Genomic DNA, 17,176 nt, shown 5'->3' with positions numbered 1-17,176 from the left:
CGGGCCCGCGCCTGCGTACCATGGGCGGGATGGAGCCCCACGTCGACGCAGCCGAGGCCCCGCGCGTGCGCGTGGCGATCGTGGACGACCACGAGTCGGTGCGCCTGGGCGTGGCCGCCGCCGTCGAGAGCGCGGGGATGCAGGTGGTCGCCGCCGCCGAGACCGTCCAGGCCCTCGAGAGCACGATCGGCGGCGCCGAGATCGAGGTGCTCGTCCTCGACCTGTCCCTGAACGACGGCTCGAGCATCACCAGCAACGTCAAGTGGGGGCAGGTGCGCGGCTCCGCCGTCCTCGTCCACAGCATCGCCGACCGCGTCGTGGCCGTGCGGGAGGCGCTCGCCGCGGGAGCGGCCGGCGTCATCCCGAAGTCCTCGCCCATGTCGACGGTCGTCGCCGCGATCCGCACGGTCGCCCGCGGCGAGGTCCTCAACAATCTGGAGTGGGCCTCGGCCATCGACGCCGACGACGACTTCGCGCGGGCCGTGCTCGGTCGTCGCGAGCGCGACGTCCTGCACCTCTACGCCTCGGGGCTGCCGCTGAAGCTGGTGGCCGAGCGGCTGCAGATCTCGGTGTCGACGGCGAAGGAGTACCTCGACCGGATCCGCGACAAATACGTCGAGATCGGCCGTCCCGCCCCGACGAAGGTCGATCTGCTGCGGCGCGCGGTGGAGGACGGCATCCTGCCGGGCATCGACCCGGACGACGGCGATGGCGGGCGCTGAGGCGCCGATCGCCCGCCGCAACGCCGGGCGCGAGCGGATCGACCGGATCATCAGCACGGTCGTGTCGTTCTTCGGCTTCGGCTTCGGCGTGCAGACCGTCCCGCCGATCCTCGCCCAGCTGCCCCTGCTGCGCCCCGAGGTGGCCTGGCCGGTGCTGGTGCTGGTCTTCGGATCGCTCACCGCCGCCGTGGTCACCGCCGTGCTGCGGCGCGGCACGCGGATCACGGCGGTCCTGGTCGCGGTCGGTGTCCTCGTGGCCCTCCTGACCTGGCCGGCCGCCGTCGCCACCGGGGGCGCGAACCGCGAGACCCCGTGGATCTGGTACCTGCTGACCATCGGCACCGCCTTCTGCACGATCGCGGCTCCCCTCCGGATCGCGATCGCGTACGTGTCGGTGACGACCGTGCTGTTCGGGCTGCTGCGCGTCCTCCCCTCCGGCGGCGGGGCGGAGCCGACCCGCGCGATCCTCGACGCCGCCTACGTGGGCATCGTCGGCTTCGTGATGCTGGTGCTGATCACCGTGCTCCGGCAGTCGGCCGACCAGATCGATCGCGCGCAGACGACGGCCATGGAGCAGTACGAGGCGGCGATGCGCCAGCACGCCGGCGAGGTGGAGCGGGTCGAGGTCGACGCCCTGGTGCACGACAACGTGCTCGCGACGCTGCTCTCCGCCGCCTCCGCCGAGTCGCCGGCCGAGCGTGCGCTGGTCTCCTCGATGGCGCAGCGCACCCTCGCCGTGCTGCTGCCCGACCACGAGCCGGAGCCACCCGAGGGGCTGGTCCCGCTCGAGCTCCTGCAGCGCCAGCTCGCCCACGCGGCGTCCACCTTCGGGACCGAGATCGCAGTCGCGACGGCCGACGGAGTGGATCCGCGCGCGACGACGCTGCCGCGCCCGGTGGCCGAGGCGCTGCTCGGCGCGGTCTGGCAGGCGCTCGCCAACAGCGTTCAGCACGCGGGTCCGAGCGGCAGCGTCCACCGCGCCGTGCACGGGCTGCTGGGCGACGGCGCGGTGGAGGTCGTGGTGGAGGACGACGGCCGCGGCTTCCGGCTCGCCGACGTCCCGCGCGAGCGGCTGGGCATCCGGCTCTCCATCCTCGAGCGGGTGCACAACGCGCGGGGATCGGCGCGGGTCGACTCGACTCCGGGCGAGGGCACCCGTGTCCTCCTCTCCTGGCGGGCGGACGCGGGAGGAGGGCCGTGATCGCCTACCCGCGCCCCCTGCTCCAGGCGCTCGGCGCCGGCTTCTCGCTGTACCACGTGGTGCTCGCCTTCTTCTCCTTCCGCATCTCCCCGGCCACGCCGGCCGACCTCGTCGCGGTCGCGCTGTACGTCGCGGCGACCGTCGTCGCCCTCTGGCCGGGAGCGACGACCCGGCTCGCCCTGCCCGTCGCGGTCGGGATGACCGCGGTCGCCGTCGCTCTGCCGCTGCTGGTCGCGCCCTCGCTCGATCCGGGTGCCTCCAACGGCTACTCCACCTGGTACATCGCCGCGGTCGGCACCCTCATGACGATCGTGTGCGCCCGCCGGCGCGCGGCCTGCGCCTGGGTCGGCGTCGGCTTCCTGATCGTGCACACCGTGTTCTGGGCCGGCCCGGCCGCGCTGGCCACTCTCGGCGTCGTCGGGGGGATCGCCTGGGTCGCGATCGCGCAGCTGCTCATCGTCGAGCTCGGGCGCGCGGGCTCCGAGGCGCGCGTGCTCGAGGCGGCCGAGCGCGCGGCCGCGTCGTGGCGGGCCGCGGAGGAGGCGCACCTCACGGAGCGCGAGGTCCGGCTGGAGCAGACCCGCGCCCTCGCCGCCGACATGCTGCTGCGCATCGCCGAGCCGGGACCGGGCCTCACCGACGAGGAGCGGCGCGAGTGCCGGCTGCTCGAGGCGGCCGTGCGCGACGAGATCCGCGGCCGGCGGCTGCTGGACGACGAGGTACGTCGTCTCGTGCTCGACGCGCGGCGGCGGGGCGTGACCGTGTCGGTGCTCGACGACGGCGGCCTCGACCGCACCTCCGAGGGCGAGAGCCGCCGGGTGCTGGGGGAGCTCGCCCAAGCTCTGAGCGGGATCCGCGAGGAGGTCGACCGCGTGGTGGTGCGCACTGCTTCGGCCGACTCGGCCTCGGCGGTCACAGTCGTGGGCCTGCGGACGGCCGGCGACGGCAGCGCGGGCGCCCTCGGCTCCGACGACGCGGGTGACGAGGTCGACGCCTGGGTCGAGATCCGGCGCGACGGCGTCGGCGGACGCGACGTCTGAGCGGCGGAGCGCGCGCGGGACGGCGCGGCCGTCCGCACGCTCAGCGACCGGCGGCGACCCGCCCCGGAGGGCGTGCGGATGTCGGATCGGTGCCGCGGGCGGGACGCTCCGGCTCTCAGCACGGCTCAGGTCTCGGCGCGCCCGAACTCTCGGAGCGGACCGATCGTCGGCGCGGCGCGGCACGAGCGTGAGCAGAGCGGTCGTGAGCAGTGCCCGTCGAGCGCACAGCACGTGATGAGAAGAGCCCGTTAACGGAGTGCGGCGGGCCGTCCACTCCTCCGAAGAGGGGGCCCGGCCCGCCGTCAAACCCCGAGTGAGGGTAACAACCCGAATATTACCCTCACTCGCCCCCAACACACCCGCCTGCTTACCCTGGTCGGCGAGTGATTGGCGGTGCCCCTTCCGAAGGAGGAGCACCGTACGTCCACTAGTGTGCTCGCTCCGCCAGGAGGCGCATAGTCAGCACTTTAGGGGACTAATCGGGGGACAAATTTCACGTTCCGCGTCGCGGATCGCTCGTTCCCCGACGGGCTGCGTCTGCGAGTCCGCTCAGCCGGAGAAGGAGCGCCACGCTCCCGGTGCCGGCCGCAGCGGCCCGCGGACCGCCGCGGCGCGGTCGTTCCAGCCCCCGCTGAGCTCCTGCGGGGTCTCCGGCTCGGCCTCGGTGCGAGAGGTCAGTGCGGTGACGACGGCCGTGACGGCGGCGATCTCGGCGGCGTCGAGGCCGGGGGTGGAGATGACGACGGCGGGTGCGGAGTCGGAGGCGGTCATCCCGCGACGCTATCGCATGCCGTTCACGGCGCCGGTCGGCGGGGCATGGCTATGCTGACGCCGGATGCCGCCGGAGCGTCGTCCGTCCGTTGCGAACAGGAGCGTCCCCGCATGCCGACGTGGTTCCCGAGGAGCGGTGCCGCGGCGCTGCGCCCCCTGCGTCTGCTGGTCCGGAGGTCGCCGGCGGCCGTCTCGGTCGTCCTGGTCCTCCTGGCCGCGAGCGCGATCACGGGGACGCTCGTCGCCCCCGCGGGAGCCGAGACGACGGCCTGGTGGGCGGCGGGCCCGATGATGACCCTCGACGGCCGTCCGTGGACGGCCGTGACCGCCCTCCTGATCGCGGCGGACCCGCTGCAGCTGCTCCTGGACGTCGTGCTGGTGCTCCCGATGCTCCTCGCCGCGGAGCGCCGCCTCGGCTCGGCCCGCACCCTCCTCGCCTTCCTCGTGACCGGCGCCGTCGGGATCGTCGTCGGGTCCTCCGTGCAGTCGATCGGCGCTCTCGTCGGGGAGTGGTGGGCGGGCGACACCGTCGGCGACCACACCTTCGACCCGCTGATCGGCGCGGTCGGCGCCCTCATCGCCTCGACCGCCTTCATGGGCGCTCTGTGGCGTCGCAGGCTCCGGGTGACCGTCTTCGCCGTCGTGCTGATGTTCGTGCTCTACGCGGGCGACTCCGCCGACGCGTACCGGCTCCTCGCGGGCGGCGCGGGGCTCGTGCTCGGCGCGGTGCTCGCGCGGGGAGCGTCGGGGCTGCGTCCGCAGCGTCCGGCCCCGAGCTCGCACCGCGAGTCCCGGGGGCTGCTGGCGGCGGTCGTCGTCGTCACCGCCATCGGTCCGCTCGTCGCCGTCCTCTCGGACTCGGGCTACGGTCCGTTCTCGTTCCTCGGCCGACTGCTGCAGAGCGCCTTCACGGGGACGACGGACCTCGAGGACCCGTGCAGCCGCGCCCTCCGGCACTGCGCGCACCACGTGAAGCTGAGCCTGGTCGCCCCCGGGCCGATCCTGCTGACGTTCGTCCCGCTCCTCCTCCTGCTCGTCGCCGCCTACGGCCTGCGCTCCGGGCGCCGCCTGGGCCTGCTGCTGGCGGTCGGGGTGAACATCGCGATCGCGATCCTGGAGGTCTTCTCCCTCCAGCGCGCCGCCCGTCACCCCGAGTTCCTGTACTACGCCGAGTACCTGCTCTGGGTGGCGACGACGGTGCTGGTGCCGCTGGCCGTCGTGGCGATGCTCGTGATCGGGAGGAGGCACTTCCGCATCCGCGCGCCCCGTGCCGCTGCGAGGCTCTGGACGCGGGTCGTCGCCATCGCCTTCGTCGTGTCCCTCGGCGGCTACCTGGCGCTCTCGGCCGGCGTGCGCACGAGCTTCGAGCCGCTCCTGGGCCTCGGGAGACTCCTCCTGGACGGGCTGCTGCGCTTCGTCCCGGTGAGCTTCCTCGGCGGCGCCGGACTGCTCGCCGTGCCGCGGGAGCCCGTCGCGCGGATCGTCTTCGAGTGGGTCGGCCCGGTGTTCTGGCTCGTGGTCGTCGTCGCGGTGGTCGCCCTGCTCCGGGCCACCGACGTGCAGCGGAACCGCGGCGACGAGGCGCGGTACCGCGCGCTCCTGTCCCTGCACGGCGCCGGCAGCCTCGGCCATCAGGGGACCTGGGAGGGCAACGCGCACTGGATCTCGGCCGACGGGACCGGCGGAGTCGCCTACCGGGTGATCGGCGGCGTGGCGATCACCCTCTCCGACCCGGCCTGCGCTCCCGAGCGGCGGGAGGACGTCGTGGCCGAGTTCGTGCGTTTCTGCGACGAGCGCAGCTGGACGCCCGTCTTCTACAGCATCCACGACGAGCTGCTCCCCGTCTTCGACCGGCTCGGCTGGTCGCGCCTCTCGGTCGGCGAGGAGACGATCATCGAGCTCTCCTCCTTCGAGCTCACCGGCAAGCGGTGGCAGAAGGTGCGCTACCCGCTCACGCGCGGCATCAAGCTGGGCATCGAGGCGCAGTGGACCAGCTGGCCCGAGCTCTCCCTCGGCATGGCCAACCAGATCGTCGACCTGTCGGAGCGCTGGGTCGCCGAGAAGGCGCTGCCCGAGATGGGCTTCACCCTCGGTGGGATCGACGAGGTCCGCGATCCCGACGTCGCCCTCCTGCTCGCGGTCGGACCGGACGGCGTGCTGCAGGGGGTGACGAGCTGGCTGCCCGTGCATCGGGAGGGGCGCGTGGTCGGCTGGACCCTCGACTTCATGCGCCGCTCCGACGACTCGATGCCCGGCATCATGGAGTTCCTCATCGCCTCCGCGGCGCTGCGCGTCAAGGAGGAGGGCGCCGAGTTCCTCTCGCTCTCGGGCGCACCGCTCGCCACCGCACCGGTCGAGGAGGGGGAGGAGCCTCCGGAGCCGACGGTCCTCTCGCGCCTGCTCGAGTTCCTCTCGCGGACGCTCGAGCCGGCCTACGGCTTCACGTCGCTGTTCCGCTTCAAGGCCAAGTTCCACCCGCGCTACGCGGGCCTCTGGATGACCTACCCCGACGCGCTGCAGCTGCCCCGGATCGGAGCCGCGCTGGGTCGCGCCTATCTGCCCGACCTCTCCGCCGCGCAGGCGCTGGCGTTCGCGCGGGTGGTCGGGGCGAAGCCGGAGGAGAAGCCGTCCGAGGCGTCCGCGGCGAAGCCGGATGCTCCGGCCGCCAGGGCAGGCGCTCCTGCGGCGAAGGCGGGTGCTCCGACAGCCGAGCCGGACGGTCCTGGGGTGAAGGCGGGTGCTCCGGCTGCGAGGGCGGATGCCCGGGAAGCGGAGCCCGATTCCGCGACAGGGGAGCTGGGTGCTCCGGCCGCGGAGCCGGCCGCTCCCGTCGTGCGGCCCGATGCTCCCGCGGAGTCCGCTGTCCGACGGACCGGCCCCGGCTCCTCCGACTGATCGTTCCGCCCCTCCGCCCCGTGAGGAGGCGGTCGCAGCGGAACGCCGCGGCACGGACGGTCTCCCGTCTCCTGCCGCGGCGTCCGAGCGAGTCGGGTCAGAGCGGGATGTTGCCGTGCTTCTTCGCGGGCAGGTTGGCGCGCTTGGTGCGCAGCGCCCGCAACGCCTTGATGACGGAGACACGCGTCGCCGAGGGCTCGATCACGCCGTCGAGCTCGCCGCGCTCGGCCGCGAGGAACGGGCTCGCGACGTTGTAGGTGTACTCGTTCGCCAGGCGCGTCCGGACGGCTGCGACGTCCTCGCCGGCCTCCTCCGCCTTGCGGATCTCGTTGCGGTAGAGGATGTTCACCGCGCCCTGGCCTCCCATGACGGCGATCTCGGCGGTCGGCCACGCGAGGTTGATGTCGGCTCCCAGCTGCTTGGACCCCATCACGATGTACGCGCCGCCGTAGGCCTTGCGCAGGATGACCGTGACCAGCGGCACGGTCGCCTCGGCGTAGGCGTAGAGCAGCTTCGCGCCGCGGCGGATGACGCCGGTCCACTCCTGGTCGGTGCCGGGCAGATAGCCCGGGACGTCGACCAGGGTCAGGATCGGCAGCGAGAACGCGTCGCAGAAGCGGACGAAGCGGGACGCCTTCTCGCCCGCCTCGATGTTCAGCGTGCCCGCCATGGCGCTCGGCTGGTTCGCGATGATGCCGACGGAGCGGCCCTCGACGCGGCCGAAGCCGATCACGATGTTCGGCGCGAACAGCGGCTGCACCTCGAGGAAGTCGCCCTCGTCGACGATGTGCTCGATGACGGCGCGCATGTCGTACGGCTGGTTCGGGCTGTCCGGGATGACCGTGTCGAGGAAGCGGTCCGCGTCGGTCGTCTCGAGGTCGACCTCGGTCTCGAAGACGGGGACAGGCGACAGGTTGTTGTCCGGGAGGAAGGAGAGGAGCGTCCGCGCGTAGTCGAGCGCGTCGTTCTCGTCGCTCGCGAGGTAGTGCGAGACGCCCGAGATCTTGTTGTGGGTCAGCGCGCCGCCGAGCTCCTCCATGCCGACGTCCTCGCCGGTGACGGTCTTGATCACGTCGGGCCCGGTGACGAACATCTGGCTGGTCTTGTCGACCATGATCACGAAGTCGGTCAGGGCGGGGGAGTAGACCGCGCCTCCCGCGGCAGGGCCGCAGATGATCGAGATCTGGGGGATCACGCCGCTCGCCGCGGTGTTGCGGCGGAAGATCTCGCCGTACTTGCCGAGGGCGACCACGCCCTCCTGGATCCGTGCTCCGCCGGAGTCGAGGATGCCGATGATCGGGACGCCGGTCTTCAGGGCGAGGTCCATCACCTTGATGATCTTCTCGCCGGCCACCTCGCCGAGCGAGCCGCCGAAGATCGTGAAGTCCTGCGAGTACACGGCGACCTGGCGGCCGTGGATGGTGCCGGTGCCGGTGACGACGGCGTCGCCGTAGGGTCGCTTCTTCTCCATGCCGAAGGCGTGGGTGCGGTGGCGGACGAACTCGTCCAGCTCGACGAACGAGCCCGGGTCGAGGAGGGTGTCGATCCGCTCCCGTGCGGTCATCTTGCCCTTGGCGTGCTGCTTCTCGATCGCCGCCTCGCCACTGGCCGTGACGGCCTCGTGGTAGCGGTTCCTGAGGTCCGCGATCTTCCCCGCGGTCGTGTACAGATCGGGCGCGGGACGTTCGGTGTTCGCGGTCACCCGCTCACCCTACCGGCGGGGCGGACGCCTCCTCTTGTCGCACTCGCACAGGGAGGGCCGCTCCGAACGGGAGGATCCGGACAAGGGCGGGACGTCGCGAGCGGCGCTCGGAGCGGCCTCGCGGGAGCCGCCGCTACCGTGGCGGCATGCTCCTCCCGCTCTCCTCCGCCGTCTCCCCCCGCGTCCTCGCGCTCGAGTCGGCGGGGTCGACGAACGACGAGCTCCGCGAGCGGGCGGCCGCCGACCCCGCCGCGTGGCCGCACCTCTCCGTCGTCGCCACCGGCGACCAGCGCGCCGGGCGAGGCCGGCTGGGGCGCGTCTGGCAGGCGCCCGCGGGCCGCACGCTCGCGGCCTCGACTCTGGTCGACGCCTCCGCCCTCGGCGCCGAGGCCTCCGGCTGGCTGCCGCTCGTGGCCGGCGCCGCTCTCGCCCGGGCCCTCGCACCCCTCGTCGACGGGGACGTCGCCGTCAAGTGGCCCAACGACGTCCTGATCGACGGCCGGAAGGTCGCGGGGATCCTCGCCGAGCGCCTGCCGGACGGGCGGGTCGTCGTCGGCACCGGTGTGAACCTGCTGCTGACGGAGGCGGAGCTGCCGGTCCCGACCGCCACCTCGCTCGCCCTCGCCGGAGCACGGACGACGAGCGCCGACGAGGTGCTCGCCGCGTTCCTGACCGAATTCCAGGGGCTGCTGGCTCCGCTGCTCGCCCAGGGCGACGCCGAGGCCTCCGGAGCGGCCGCCGCCGTCCGCGCCTCTTGCGGCACCCTCGGAACGCGCGTCCGGCTCGAGCTGCCCGACGGCACGCAGGAGGAGGGGACCGCCGCCGCACTCGCCCCGGACGGCTCGCTCCTGCTCGAGCAGGGCGGCGCGCTGCGCTCGTTCACGGCCGGCGACGTCACGCACCTGCGCTCCTGATGGCCAGGACCGACCCCGCCGACCGCGAGCTGGCGCGGCTGACCCCGCGCGCCCGCCGGGCGGTCGCACCGGTCGTCGGCCTCCTCCTGCTCACCTGGACGGGCTTCTACTTCGCCGCGCAGTTCGAGCTCGCCCTGCAGCGCTGGATCATCGGGCTCGGCACCGCACTTCTGGTGCTGCTCCTCTGCGCTCCCGGGATCGCGGGCTGGGCGAGCGTGCGCTACCGCGTCACCGCCTCCGGCCTCAGCGCGCGCCGGGGCGTGGCGTCGATCCGGCGGGCCGAGGTGGTCTTCGATCGGAGGATGGAGGTCGTGGTCGAGCGCTCCCTCGGCCAGCGCCTCGCCCGGTGCGGGGACGTCCGGATCCTGCAGGCGGGAGCCGAGGTGTTCGTGCTGCGGGACCTGCCGGATCCGGAGCTCACGGCCGACCTGCTGCGGGAGGCGATCGGCGCGGCTCCCGCTCTCGAGCCGGAGTGGCCGCCGCCCGCGTGAGCGCGTCGGGGCCTCGGTAGCATGGAGCCGCCCCGCGCCAGCGGGCGGAGATGGAGGAGCGCCATGCGCGTCGGCGTGATCGGGGGCGGCCAGCTCGCCCGGATGATGATCCCCGCGGCGGTGGAGCTCGGCATCGAGATCGCCGTGCTCGCCGAGAGCGAGGGCGCCCCGGCGGGGCTCGCCGCGACACGGGTCGGCGACTACCGCGACGAGGCGACCGTGCTCGCCTTCGCCGAGACCGTGGACGTGGTGACGTTCGACCACGAGCACGTTCCCCAGCCGATCCTCCGCGAGCTCGTCGCCCGCGGCGTCGCCGTGCACCCCGGCCCCGACGCCCTGCTGTTCGCCCAGGACAAGCTGATGATGCGGCGCCGCCTGACCGAGCTCGGCGTGCCCGTGCCCGAGTGGGCCGAGGTCTCCTCCGCCGAGGAGCTGGGGGAGTTCCTGGCCGAGCACGGCGGCAGCGCCGTGGTGAAGACCGCGCGCGGCGGCTACGACGGCAAGGGCGTGCGCGTGGTGCGCGGCGCCCACGAGGCGGACGACTGGTTCACCGCCCTCGCCGAGGACGGCCGGGGCGGCTCGCTCCTGGTCGAGGAGCTGGTGGGCTTCCGCCGCGAGCTCGCGCAGCTCGTCGCCCGGCGTCCCTCCGGCGAGAGCATCCTCTGGCCGGTGGTGGAGTCGGTGCAGCGCGACGGCGTCTGCGCCGAGGTGATCGCTCCGGCCCCCGCGTCCGCCGGCCGGCTCGCATCAGCCGCGGCCGAGATCGCGCAGACGATCGCCGACAGCCTCGGGGTCACCGGCGTCCTGGCCGTCGAGCTGTTCGAGACGACGGACGACCGGATCCTGGTCAACGAGCTGGCCATGCGCCCGCACAACAGCGGCCACTGGACGATGGACGGATCGACCACGTCGCAGTTCGAGCAGCACCTGCGCGCGGTCCTCGACCTGCCGCTCGGCGCGACGGGCTGCCGCGATCCGTGGACCGTGATGGTCAACGTGCTCGGCGGCCCGGTGGGGGAGTCGCTGACCGACCGCTATCCGCGGGTGCTCGCCGATCACCCGGGCGTGAAGGTGCACAACTACGGCAAGGAGCCGCGACCGGGCCGCAAGGTCGGGCACGTGAACGCCACCGGCGACGACCTCGACCTCGTGGTCTACGAGGCTCGCGCGGCGGCGGCCGTTCTCACGGACTGACCCGTACGATGGTCGCCGTGACGAGCCTGCCGACCTCCCCGACCCCTGCCGGAGCCCTCTCGTGAGCGCGGACGCGCTCGTGAACGGGCCCGCGCCGCTCGTCGGCGTCGTGATGGGCTCGGACTCGGACTGGTCCGTCATGCAGGCGGCGTCCACCGTCCTCGCCGAGTTCGGCGTGGCGCACGAGGTCCGGGTCGTCTCCGCGCACCGCACCCCGGAGGCGATGATCGCGTACGGCCGCGAGGCCCGCGGCCGCGGCCTGAAGGTCGTCATCGCCGGAGCGGGCGGAGCCGCCCACCTCCCCGGCATGCTCGCCGCCGTGACCTCGCTCCCCGTCGTCGGAGTGCCGGTCCCGCTCGCCCGCCTCGACGGGCTCGACTCCCTCCTCTCGATCGTGCAGATGCCGGCGGGCGTCCCCGTCGCCACTGTCTCCATCGGCGGAGCGCGGAACGCCGGACTGCTCGCGGTGAAGATCCTCGCGACGGCGGACGACGCCCTCTCCGCAGCGCTCGACGACTTCGCCGCCGACCTCGAGGTGCAGGTCGCCGCGAAGAACGACGCCCTGGTGGCGGGCCTGTGACGGCCGTCGCCCTGCCGCTGCGGCACCCGGACGTCGCCTCCCGCGCCTTCATGACGCGGCGGGCGTGGTGGCTGCTGATCGTCAACCTGCTGGTGCCCGGGTCCGCTCAGGTCCTCGCGGGCAACCGCCGGCTCGGGCGCCTGGGGCTCGGCTTCACCCTCGGGCTCTGGGTCGCCCTCCTGGTCGCGGTGCTCCTCTACTTCGTCTTCCCGACCGGCCTCTACACGCTCGCGACCTTCGACGTCTCGATGCTCGCGCTCCAGGCCGCGCTCGTCGTCTACGGGGTGGTCTGGGCCGTGCTGACGCTCGACACCCTCCGCCTGATCCGCGTCGTCCGGGTGCGCCCGCGGATGCGCGGCGTGCTCGCGTTCGCGACGATCGCGCTGATGGCGATCTCGGTCGGCACCACCGCCTACGGCACCTACCTGCTCGGCGTGACACGGGGGACGCTGTCGTCGATCTTCGGCGGCGGAGCGATCGAGCAGCCGATCGACGGCCGCTACAACGTGATGCTCCTCGGCGGCGACGCGGGAGAGGACCGCGACGGTCTGCGCCCCGACAGCATCTCGGTGGTCAGCATCGACGCGTCGAGCGGCAAGGCCTCGATCATCGGCGTCTCGCGCGAGTTCGTCGACTTCCCGTTCCCCGAGACCAGCCCGATGCACGAGCTCTACCCCGACGGCTACGACACCGACAACTGCGCCGTCGACGTCTGCAAGCTCAATTCGGTCTACACCGAGGTCGAGCTGAAGCACCCGGAGCTCTACCCCGACGCCGTCGACCACGGCAGCGAGCCCGGCATCGAGGCGATGCGCGACGCGGTCGAGGGCATCCTCGATCTGAGGATCCAGTACTACGCGCTGATCGACATGGAGGGCTTCGCCCAGCTGATCGATGCGCTCGGCGGCATCGACATCGACTACGTCGCCGACGAGCCGCTGCCTCTGGGCGGGCTGCCCGACTCCGACGGCGTGATGCAGGGCGTCAACCAGTGGATCGATCCCGGGCACTGGCACTTCAACGGCGAGCAGGCCCTCGCCTACGCCCGGTCTCGCTACACCACGAGCGACTACGACCGGATGGCGCGCCAGCGGCAGGTGCAGGAGGCGCTGCTCGCCCAGTTCGAGCCGGGCAACGTCCTCGCCAAGTTCCAGGACGTCGCGTCCGCCGGGTCCCAGGTCATCAAGACGGACGTCCCGCAGGGGATGCTCGGCTACTTCGTGCAGCTGGGGCTCAAGACGAAGTCGCAGCCGGTGGATCCGATCGAGCTGGTCCCGCCGGCCGTCGACCCGGAGGACCCGGACTACGACGTCGTGCACTCGCTGGTGAGTGCCGGACTGTCGGGCGACTCCGCGCCGTAGACGGCCGGGTGCCGCACGCCTCAGAGGTCGGCGTGCAGCGCCCAGACGCGCTCGGCGGAGTCGCGCCAGCTGAAGGCTCGGGAGCGGTCGCGGCCGGCCACCGACATCCGCTCGCGCAGACCGGTGTCGGCGAGCACGCTGCTCATGGCGAGGGCGAGGCGGTCCGGGTAGTCCTTCGCGTCGCCGCGCTCGACGGCGACGCCGGCGTCCGCGGCGACCTCCATCAGCGCGGGGTCGTCGGAGTGCACCACCGGCACTCCGAAGTGCATCGCCTCGAGCACGGGCAGGCCGAAGCCCTCGGCGATGCTCGGGTAGACGAAGAGGGTGGCCCGCGAGAGGACGACGGCGAGGTCGGCGTCGCTGAGGACTCCCAGGGCGCGCACGCGCGTCTCGTCGAGGCCCTGCTCGTCGGCGACGGAGGCCACGTCCAGGTCGCCCCAGCCGGTCGGGCCGACCAGGAGCAGCGGGATCGCCGGGGCGGACGCTCCTCCGAAGGCCGCGATCAGCGAGACCAGGCCCTTGCGCGGCTCCAGCGTGCCGACGCTCAGCACGTACTCCGGGGGGAGGCCCAGCGCCGTGGCGCGCTCGTCGGCGTCCTCCGGGACGACCAGGCCGGAGCCGACGGCTCCGCCGATCACGCGCAGTCGATCGCCGAAGTCCATCAGCTGGGAGAGCTGGTGGGCGACGGCGTGGGTGGGGACGACGACGGCGTCCGCGTGCTTGCGGGCGCGCTTCGCCATCGCCCGGTGCCACTTCGCGCCGTGCGGGGTGAGGGTCTCGGGATGCGTCCACGGCACCGTGTCGTGGATCGTGACGGCGATCTGCTCGCCCTCGCTCCCGTCGTGGCTGCGCAACGGGGCGAAGAGGCTCGGGGCGTGGATCATGCCGCCGCCGGCCGGGATGGCGATCCCGTACTGCCAGGCGCGCGAGAGCTCGCGGCGCCCGAGCGGCAGCCGGTGGATGCGCGCGAGGCCGGGCAGGCGCAGGCGCAGCTCCTCCTCCTTCTCGGGCGGGTGGGCGGAGACGACGGCCTCCACCTCGCAGTCGCGGGGAGCCGTCGCGATCAGCTCGCGGGTGAGCTCCTCGGTGTAGCGGCCGATGCCGCCGGGCACGCGGGCGAGCATCTGGTCGACGACGACGCGGAGAGTGGTGGTCACGGGGTCACCGCCTCGAGGGGTGCGGCGGCGAGCGCGTCCTGCCAGGAGCGCAGCGGCGGCAGGCCCGCCCGGCTCCAGCCGTCGTGTCCGAGGACCGAGTAGGCCGGACGCGGAGCGGGGCGGACGAACGAGCCGCTGTCGGTCGGGCGCAGGCGCTCGGGATCCAGGCCCGCCTTGGCGAAGACGGCACGGGCGAAGCCGAGCCAGGTCGTCTCGCCGGAGCTGGTGCCGTGGTAGACGCCGGCCGGGGCCTCCGCGTCGACCAGCTCGATCAGGCGCGCGGCGAGGTCGGCGGTCCAGGTGGGCTGGCCGTGCTGGTCGTCGACCACGGTCAGCGTCTCGTGCGCGCCCGCCAGTCGCACCATCGTCTTAGCGAAGTTGCCGCCGTGCTCGCCGTAGAGCCAGGCCGTGCGGACGACGTACCCGCGCTCCGGGTTGGCCTCGAGCACCAGGCGCTCGCCCTCGGCCTTCGTGCGGCCGTAGGCCGAGATCGGGTTCCGGGGGTGGTCCTCGGAGTAGGGGGTCGTCGCGGAGCCGTCGAAGACGTAGTCGGTGGAGACCTGCACGAGTGCGGCTCCCGTCTCGGCGGTGGCGAGGGCGAGGTTGCGCGCTCCGACGGCGTTGACGCGGTGCGCCTCCTCCTCGTCGGTCTCGGCGTCGTCGACGCAGGTGTACGCGGCGCAGTTCACCACGGCGTCGTGTCCCGCGACGGCGGCGCGCACGGCGTCGAGGTCGGTCACGTCGAGGTCGGAGCGGCCGAGGGCGGTGCTGGGGCGGGAGCCGAGGGCCGCGCGCAGGTCGGTGCCGAGCATGCCGGAGGCGCCCGTGATGAGGAAGGTCACCTCCTCATCATGCCCGAGCGGTCCGTCGGCCGACGGTCGGCGCTCCGGCACGCCGCCGGGTGGCGCAGAGAGGCGTCGCGGGCCCGTGACACGCCGTCGTTAAACTGGCGACCGTGCAGATCCGAGAGCTCGACATCCCCGACGTCTACGAAGTGACTCCGCGCCAGTTCCCCGACGATCGCGGGGTCTTCTACGAGTTCTACCGCTTCGACCGCCTGGCCGAGAAGGTCGGGCACCCGCTCTCGCTGCGGCAGGGCAACACCTCCGTCTCGCGGCGCGGCACCGTCCGCGGCATCCACTTCGCGCAGATCCCGCCGTCGCAGGCCAAGTACGTCTCGTGCTTCTCCGGCGCGGTCCTCGACTACGTGATCGACGTGCGCGTCGGGTCGCCGACCTTCGGGCGCTGGGAGTCGATCCTGCTCGACGACGTCGACCGCCGCTCCGTCTACATCGCCGAGGGCGTCGCGCACGCCTTCGTGGCGCTGACCGAGGGCGCCGTGGTCTCGTACCTCGTGAACGCCACCTTCGACCCGGTGCGGGAGAAGGGGATCGACCCGCTCGACGAGCAGATCGGCCTGCGCTTCCCGGAGGAGGCCGGCGAGCTGCTCCTCTCACCGAAGGACACCGACGCACCGACGCTGGCCGAGGCCGAGGCGCAGGGCCTGCTGCCGACCTGGGACGAGGCGCGGGCCTTCTACGCGGAGCTCGACTCCGCGTCCTGACCGCCGATCCGGCGGACGGGCCGCCCGGCGCCGGCCAGGCGGCACGCCCGACCGGACCGGATCAGCTCTTCGAGCGCAGGCGCATCAGCGCGACCCGGGCGCCCAGCCCGGCGCGCACCGCCGCACGGATCGGCGCCTGGTACCAGGCCCCGTACTTCTGCGCGAGGTAGAGGTAGGCGCTGCGGTGGTGGACCGCGAGCATCCGCGCCGAGGCCAGGCGGGTGGAGTGCCCGCCGAGGTGGGAGACGACCGCGTCGGCGAGGTAGACGTTGGTCCAGCCGCGCTGTCCGAGCGAGTCGCCCAGCTGGACGTCCTCGAAGTACATGAAGTAGCGGTCGTCGAACCCGCCGATCTCCTCGAAGGCCGTGCGGCGCACCATCACGCAGGCGCCGGAGAGCCAGCCCGCCTCCATCCGGCCGTGGCGGAGGGTCTCGACCGCGCGCGAGCGCCGGTAGGTCGCCGACCACGGGTTGCCGGGCCAGACGTGGGCGAAGACGGCGTGCCCGACGCCCGTGCCGAGCGAGGGCAGAGCGCGGGCGGAGGGGTAGATCGTGCCGTCGGAGTCGAGGATCCGCGGCCCGATCGAGCCGATCCGGTCGTCCGCCGTCGCGGCGGCGTAGAGGGCGTCGATCGAGCCGGGGAGGAAGACCGTGTCCGGGTTGGTCACCAGGATCCACTCCACTTCGGGCCCGAGGCGGCCGACCGCGTAGTTGACGGCCCGGCCGTAGCCGAGGTTCTGCCCGGTCTCGTGGAACTCGACGTGGGGCAGGCGCTCGACGACGCTGCGGACGGAGTCGTCCGTGGTCAGGTTGTCGACCACCACGATGCGCACGTCGTGCTCCGTCGCCTCCGGCACGGACTCGAGGCACGCGCGGAGGACCTCACCCGAGAAGTGGGTGACGACGATGACCGCGATGGGCAACGTCGAGCGTGCGATGGGAGCCTCCGGGTGGTGCGGCGTCGACGGGAGGAGTGCCCCGTCGGAAGAACTCGACGAGGCTAGCACGCGGCTCGAGCGGGGCCCGGGAGCCTGCGGCCCTCAGCGGACGATGTCGACGGGCTCGGTGCTGACGGCCACGGCGGCGGGGGAGACCGTCTCGATCGCGGGCAGAGCATCGTGCGCCGGACGGCGGAAGACGACGAACTTGTACATGCAGAAGTTCCACACCAGTCCCACGAGGACGGCGACGGCCTTGGCGATGTTGATCGCGAGGAAGGCGTTCTCGCCGGAGCTGGGGAGGAAGAGCAGCGAGTTGCCGAAGCGGGTGTCGAAGAAGACCTCGAAGCCGTAGATGATCGCCGACTGCAGGACCAGCGAGCTGAACCCGGTGACGAGGAAGAACTTCGCGAACGTGGCGACCGAGACCCTGCCCGGGTGGCGGAAGACGAAGAAGTGGTTCAGCGCGTACGAGATCGTGATGCCGACCAGGACGGAGAAGACGTTGGCGACGAGGGTCGGCAGACCGAGCAGGAGCACGAGCGTGTTGAGGATGAGGAAGTCGATCGCCGTGTTGGTGCAGCCCGCGATGAGGAAGCGGACCTTCTGCGATTCGAGCAGCTTCTTCACGTGTAGGTCCTCTGTGT

At 72.9% G+C, this 17,176-nt stretch carries 16 protein-coding genes; 10 read left to right on the top strand and 6 right to left on the bottom strand.

The window, feature by feature from the left end:
* Nucleotides 1–20 precede the first annotated feature (20 nt).
* The 3 genes from C5C36_RS01190 to C5C36_RS01180 are packed head-to-tail and all read left to right on the top strand — an operon-like array spanning nucleotide 21 to nucleotide 2,963.
* Nucleotides 21–722 (top strand): response regulator transcription factor, encoded by a 702-nt coding sequence (locus C5C36_RS01190; protein ID WP_104223169.1) that lies wholly within the window; start codon nucleotides 21–23, stop codon nucleotides 720–722.
* On the top strand, nucleotides 709–1,923 hold the full coding sequence (locus C5C36_RS01185; protein WP_104309097.1) for a sensor histidine kinase: 1,215 nt from the start codon (nucleotides 709–711) through the stop codon (nucleotides 1,921–1,923). The genes C5C36_RS01190 and C5C36_RS01185 overlap by 14 nt, the downstream gene beginning before the upstream one ends.
* Nucleotides 1,920–2,963, top strand: a complete 1,044-nt coding sequence (locus C5C36_RS01180) for a hypothetical protein (protein ID WP_104225461.1) — start codon at nucleotides 1,920–1,922, stop codon at nucleotides 2,961–2,963. Before C5C36_RS01185 ends, C5C36_RS01180 begins: the two co-directional genes overlap by 4 nt.
* A gap of 549 nt (nucleotides 2,964–3,512) precedes the next feature.
* On the opposite strand, the gene C5C36_RS01175 is transcribed toward C5C36_RS01180, so the two are convergent.
* Entirely contained in the window at nucleotides 3,513–3,734 is a 222-nt protein-coding gene (locus C5C36_RS01175) for an acyl-CoA carboxylase subunit epsilon (RefSeq protein ID WP_104223166.1), read from the bottom strand.
* A gap of 111 nt (nucleotides 3,735–3,845) precedes the next feature.
* On the opposite strand from C5C36_RS01175, the gene C5C36_RS01170 reads away from it, so the two are divergent.
* Entirely contained in the window at nucleotides 3,846–6,629 is a 2,784-nt protein-coding gene (locus tag C5C36_RS01170) for a bifunctional lysylphosphatidylglycerol flippase/synthetase MprF (protein WP_181133758.1), read from the top strand.
* A 97-nt stretch (nucleotides 6,630–6,726) separates the two neighbouring features.
* On the opposite strand, the gene C5C36_RS01165 is transcribed toward C5C36_RS01170, so the two are convergent.
* A complete protein-coding gene (locus tag C5C36_RS01165) occupies nucleotides 6,727–8,331 on the bottom strand; it encodes an acyl-CoA carboxylase subunit beta (RefSeq protein WP_104223164.1) in 1,605 nt (534 codons plus the stop codon).
* 146 nt (nucleotides 8,332–8,477) lie between these two features.
* Between C5C36_RS01165 and C5C36_RS01160 the strand changes: the two genes are divergently transcribed.
* The 5 genes from C5C36_RS01160 to C5C36_RS01140 all read left to right on the top strand — a co-directional run bounded on the left by C5C36_RS01160 (nucleotide 8,478) and on the right by C5C36_RS01140 (nucleotide 12,871).
* A complete protein-coding gene (locus C5C36_RS01160) occupies nucleotides 8,478–9,245 on the top strand; it encodes a biotin--[acetyl-CoA-carboxylase] ligase (RefSeq protein WP_104260501.1) in 768 nt (255 codons plus the stop codon).
* Nucleotides 9,245–9,736, top strand: coding sequence for a PH domain-containing protein (locus tag C5C36_RS01155; RefSeq protein ID WP_104246680.1), 492 nt, complete (start codon nucleotides 9,245–9,247; stop codon nucleotides 9,734–9,736). The genes C5C36_RS01160 and C5C36_RS01155 overlap by 1 nt, the downstream gene beginning before the upstream one ends.
* A 63-nt stretch (nucleotides 9,737–9,799) precedes the next feature.
* Nucleotides 9,800–10,930 (top strand): 5-(carboxyamino)imidazole ribonucleotide synthase, encoded by a 1,131-nt coding sequence (locus tag C5C36_RS01150; RefSeq protein ID WP_104260500.1) that lies wholly within the window; start codon nucleotides 9,800–9,802, stop codon nucleotides 10,928–10,930.
* Nucleotides 10,931–11,042: 112 nt separating this feature from the next.
* Nucleotides 11,043–11,510, top strand: a complete 468-nt coding sequence (purE, locus tag C5C36_RS01145) for a 5-(carboxyamino)imidazole ribonucleotide mutase (RefSeq protein ID WP_104246749.1) — start codon at nucleotides 11,043–11,045, stop codon at nucleotides 11,508–11,510.
* Nucleotides 11,507–12,871, top strand: coding sequence for an LCP family protein (locus tag C5C36_RS01140; RefSeq protein ID WP_258062231.1), 1,365 nt, complete (start codon nucleotides 11,507–11,509; stop codon nucleotides 12,869–12,871). The genes purE and C5C36_RS01140 overlap by 4 nt, the downstream gene beginning before the upstream one ends.
* 20 nt (nucleotides 12,872–12,891) lie before the next feature.
* Here the strand turns inward: C5C36_RS01140 and C5C36_RS01135 are convergent, their stop codons facing one another.
* Nucleotides 12,892–14,028, bottom strand: a complete 1,137-nt coding sequence (locus C5C36_RS01135) for a glycosyltransferase family 1 protein (protein ID WP_244229467.1) — start codon at nucleotides 14,026–14,028, stop codon at nucleotides 12,892–12,894.
* Nucleotides 14,025–14,870 carry a dTDP-4-dehydrorhamnose reductase gene (rfbD, locus tag C5C36_RS01130; protein WP_104309095.1) on the bottom strand — a complete coding sequence of 282 codons (846 nt, stop codon included), beginning with the start codon at nucleotides 14,868–14,870 and terminating at the stop codon, nucleotides 14,025–14,027. The genes C5C36_RS01135 and rfbD overlap by 4 nt, the downstream gene beginning before the upstream one ends.
* Before the next feature lie 113 nt (nucleotides 14,871–14,983).
* On the opposite strand from rfbD, the gene C5C36_RS01125 reads away from it, so the two are divergent.
* Complete coding sequence (locus C5C36_RS01125) at nucleotides 14,984–15,592, top strand: dTDP-4-dehydrorhamnose 3,5-epimerase family protein (RefSeq protein ID WP_104225468.1); 609 nt, start codon at nucleotides 14,984–14,986, stop codon at nucleotides 15,590–15,592.
* A gap of 61 nt (nucleotides 15,593–15,653) precedes the next feature.
* On the opposite strand, the gene C5C36_RS01120 is transcribed toward C5C36_RS01125, so the two are convergent.
* Entirely contained in the window at nucleotides 15,654–16,514 is an 861-nt protein-coding gene (locus C5C36_RS01120; protein WP_258072156.1) for a glycosyltransferase family 2 protein, read from the bottom strand.
* Nucleotides 16,515–16,631: 117 nt separating this feature from the next.
* A complete protein-coding gene (locus C5C36_RS01115) occupies nucleotides 16,632–17,159 on the bottom strand; it encodes a GtrA family protein (protein WP_104266832.1) in 528 nt (175 codons plus the stop codon).
* Nucleotides 17,160–17,176: the final 17 nt, after the last annotated feature.

Source organism: Rathayibacter sp. AY1G1 (assembly GCF_002932095.1).
GTDB lineage: Bacteria > Actinomycetota > Actinomycetes > Actinomycetales > Microbacteriaceae > Rathayibacter.
Note: the sequence above shows the minus strand (reverse complement) of the source record. Positions and strands in the feature narration are given on the sequence as shown.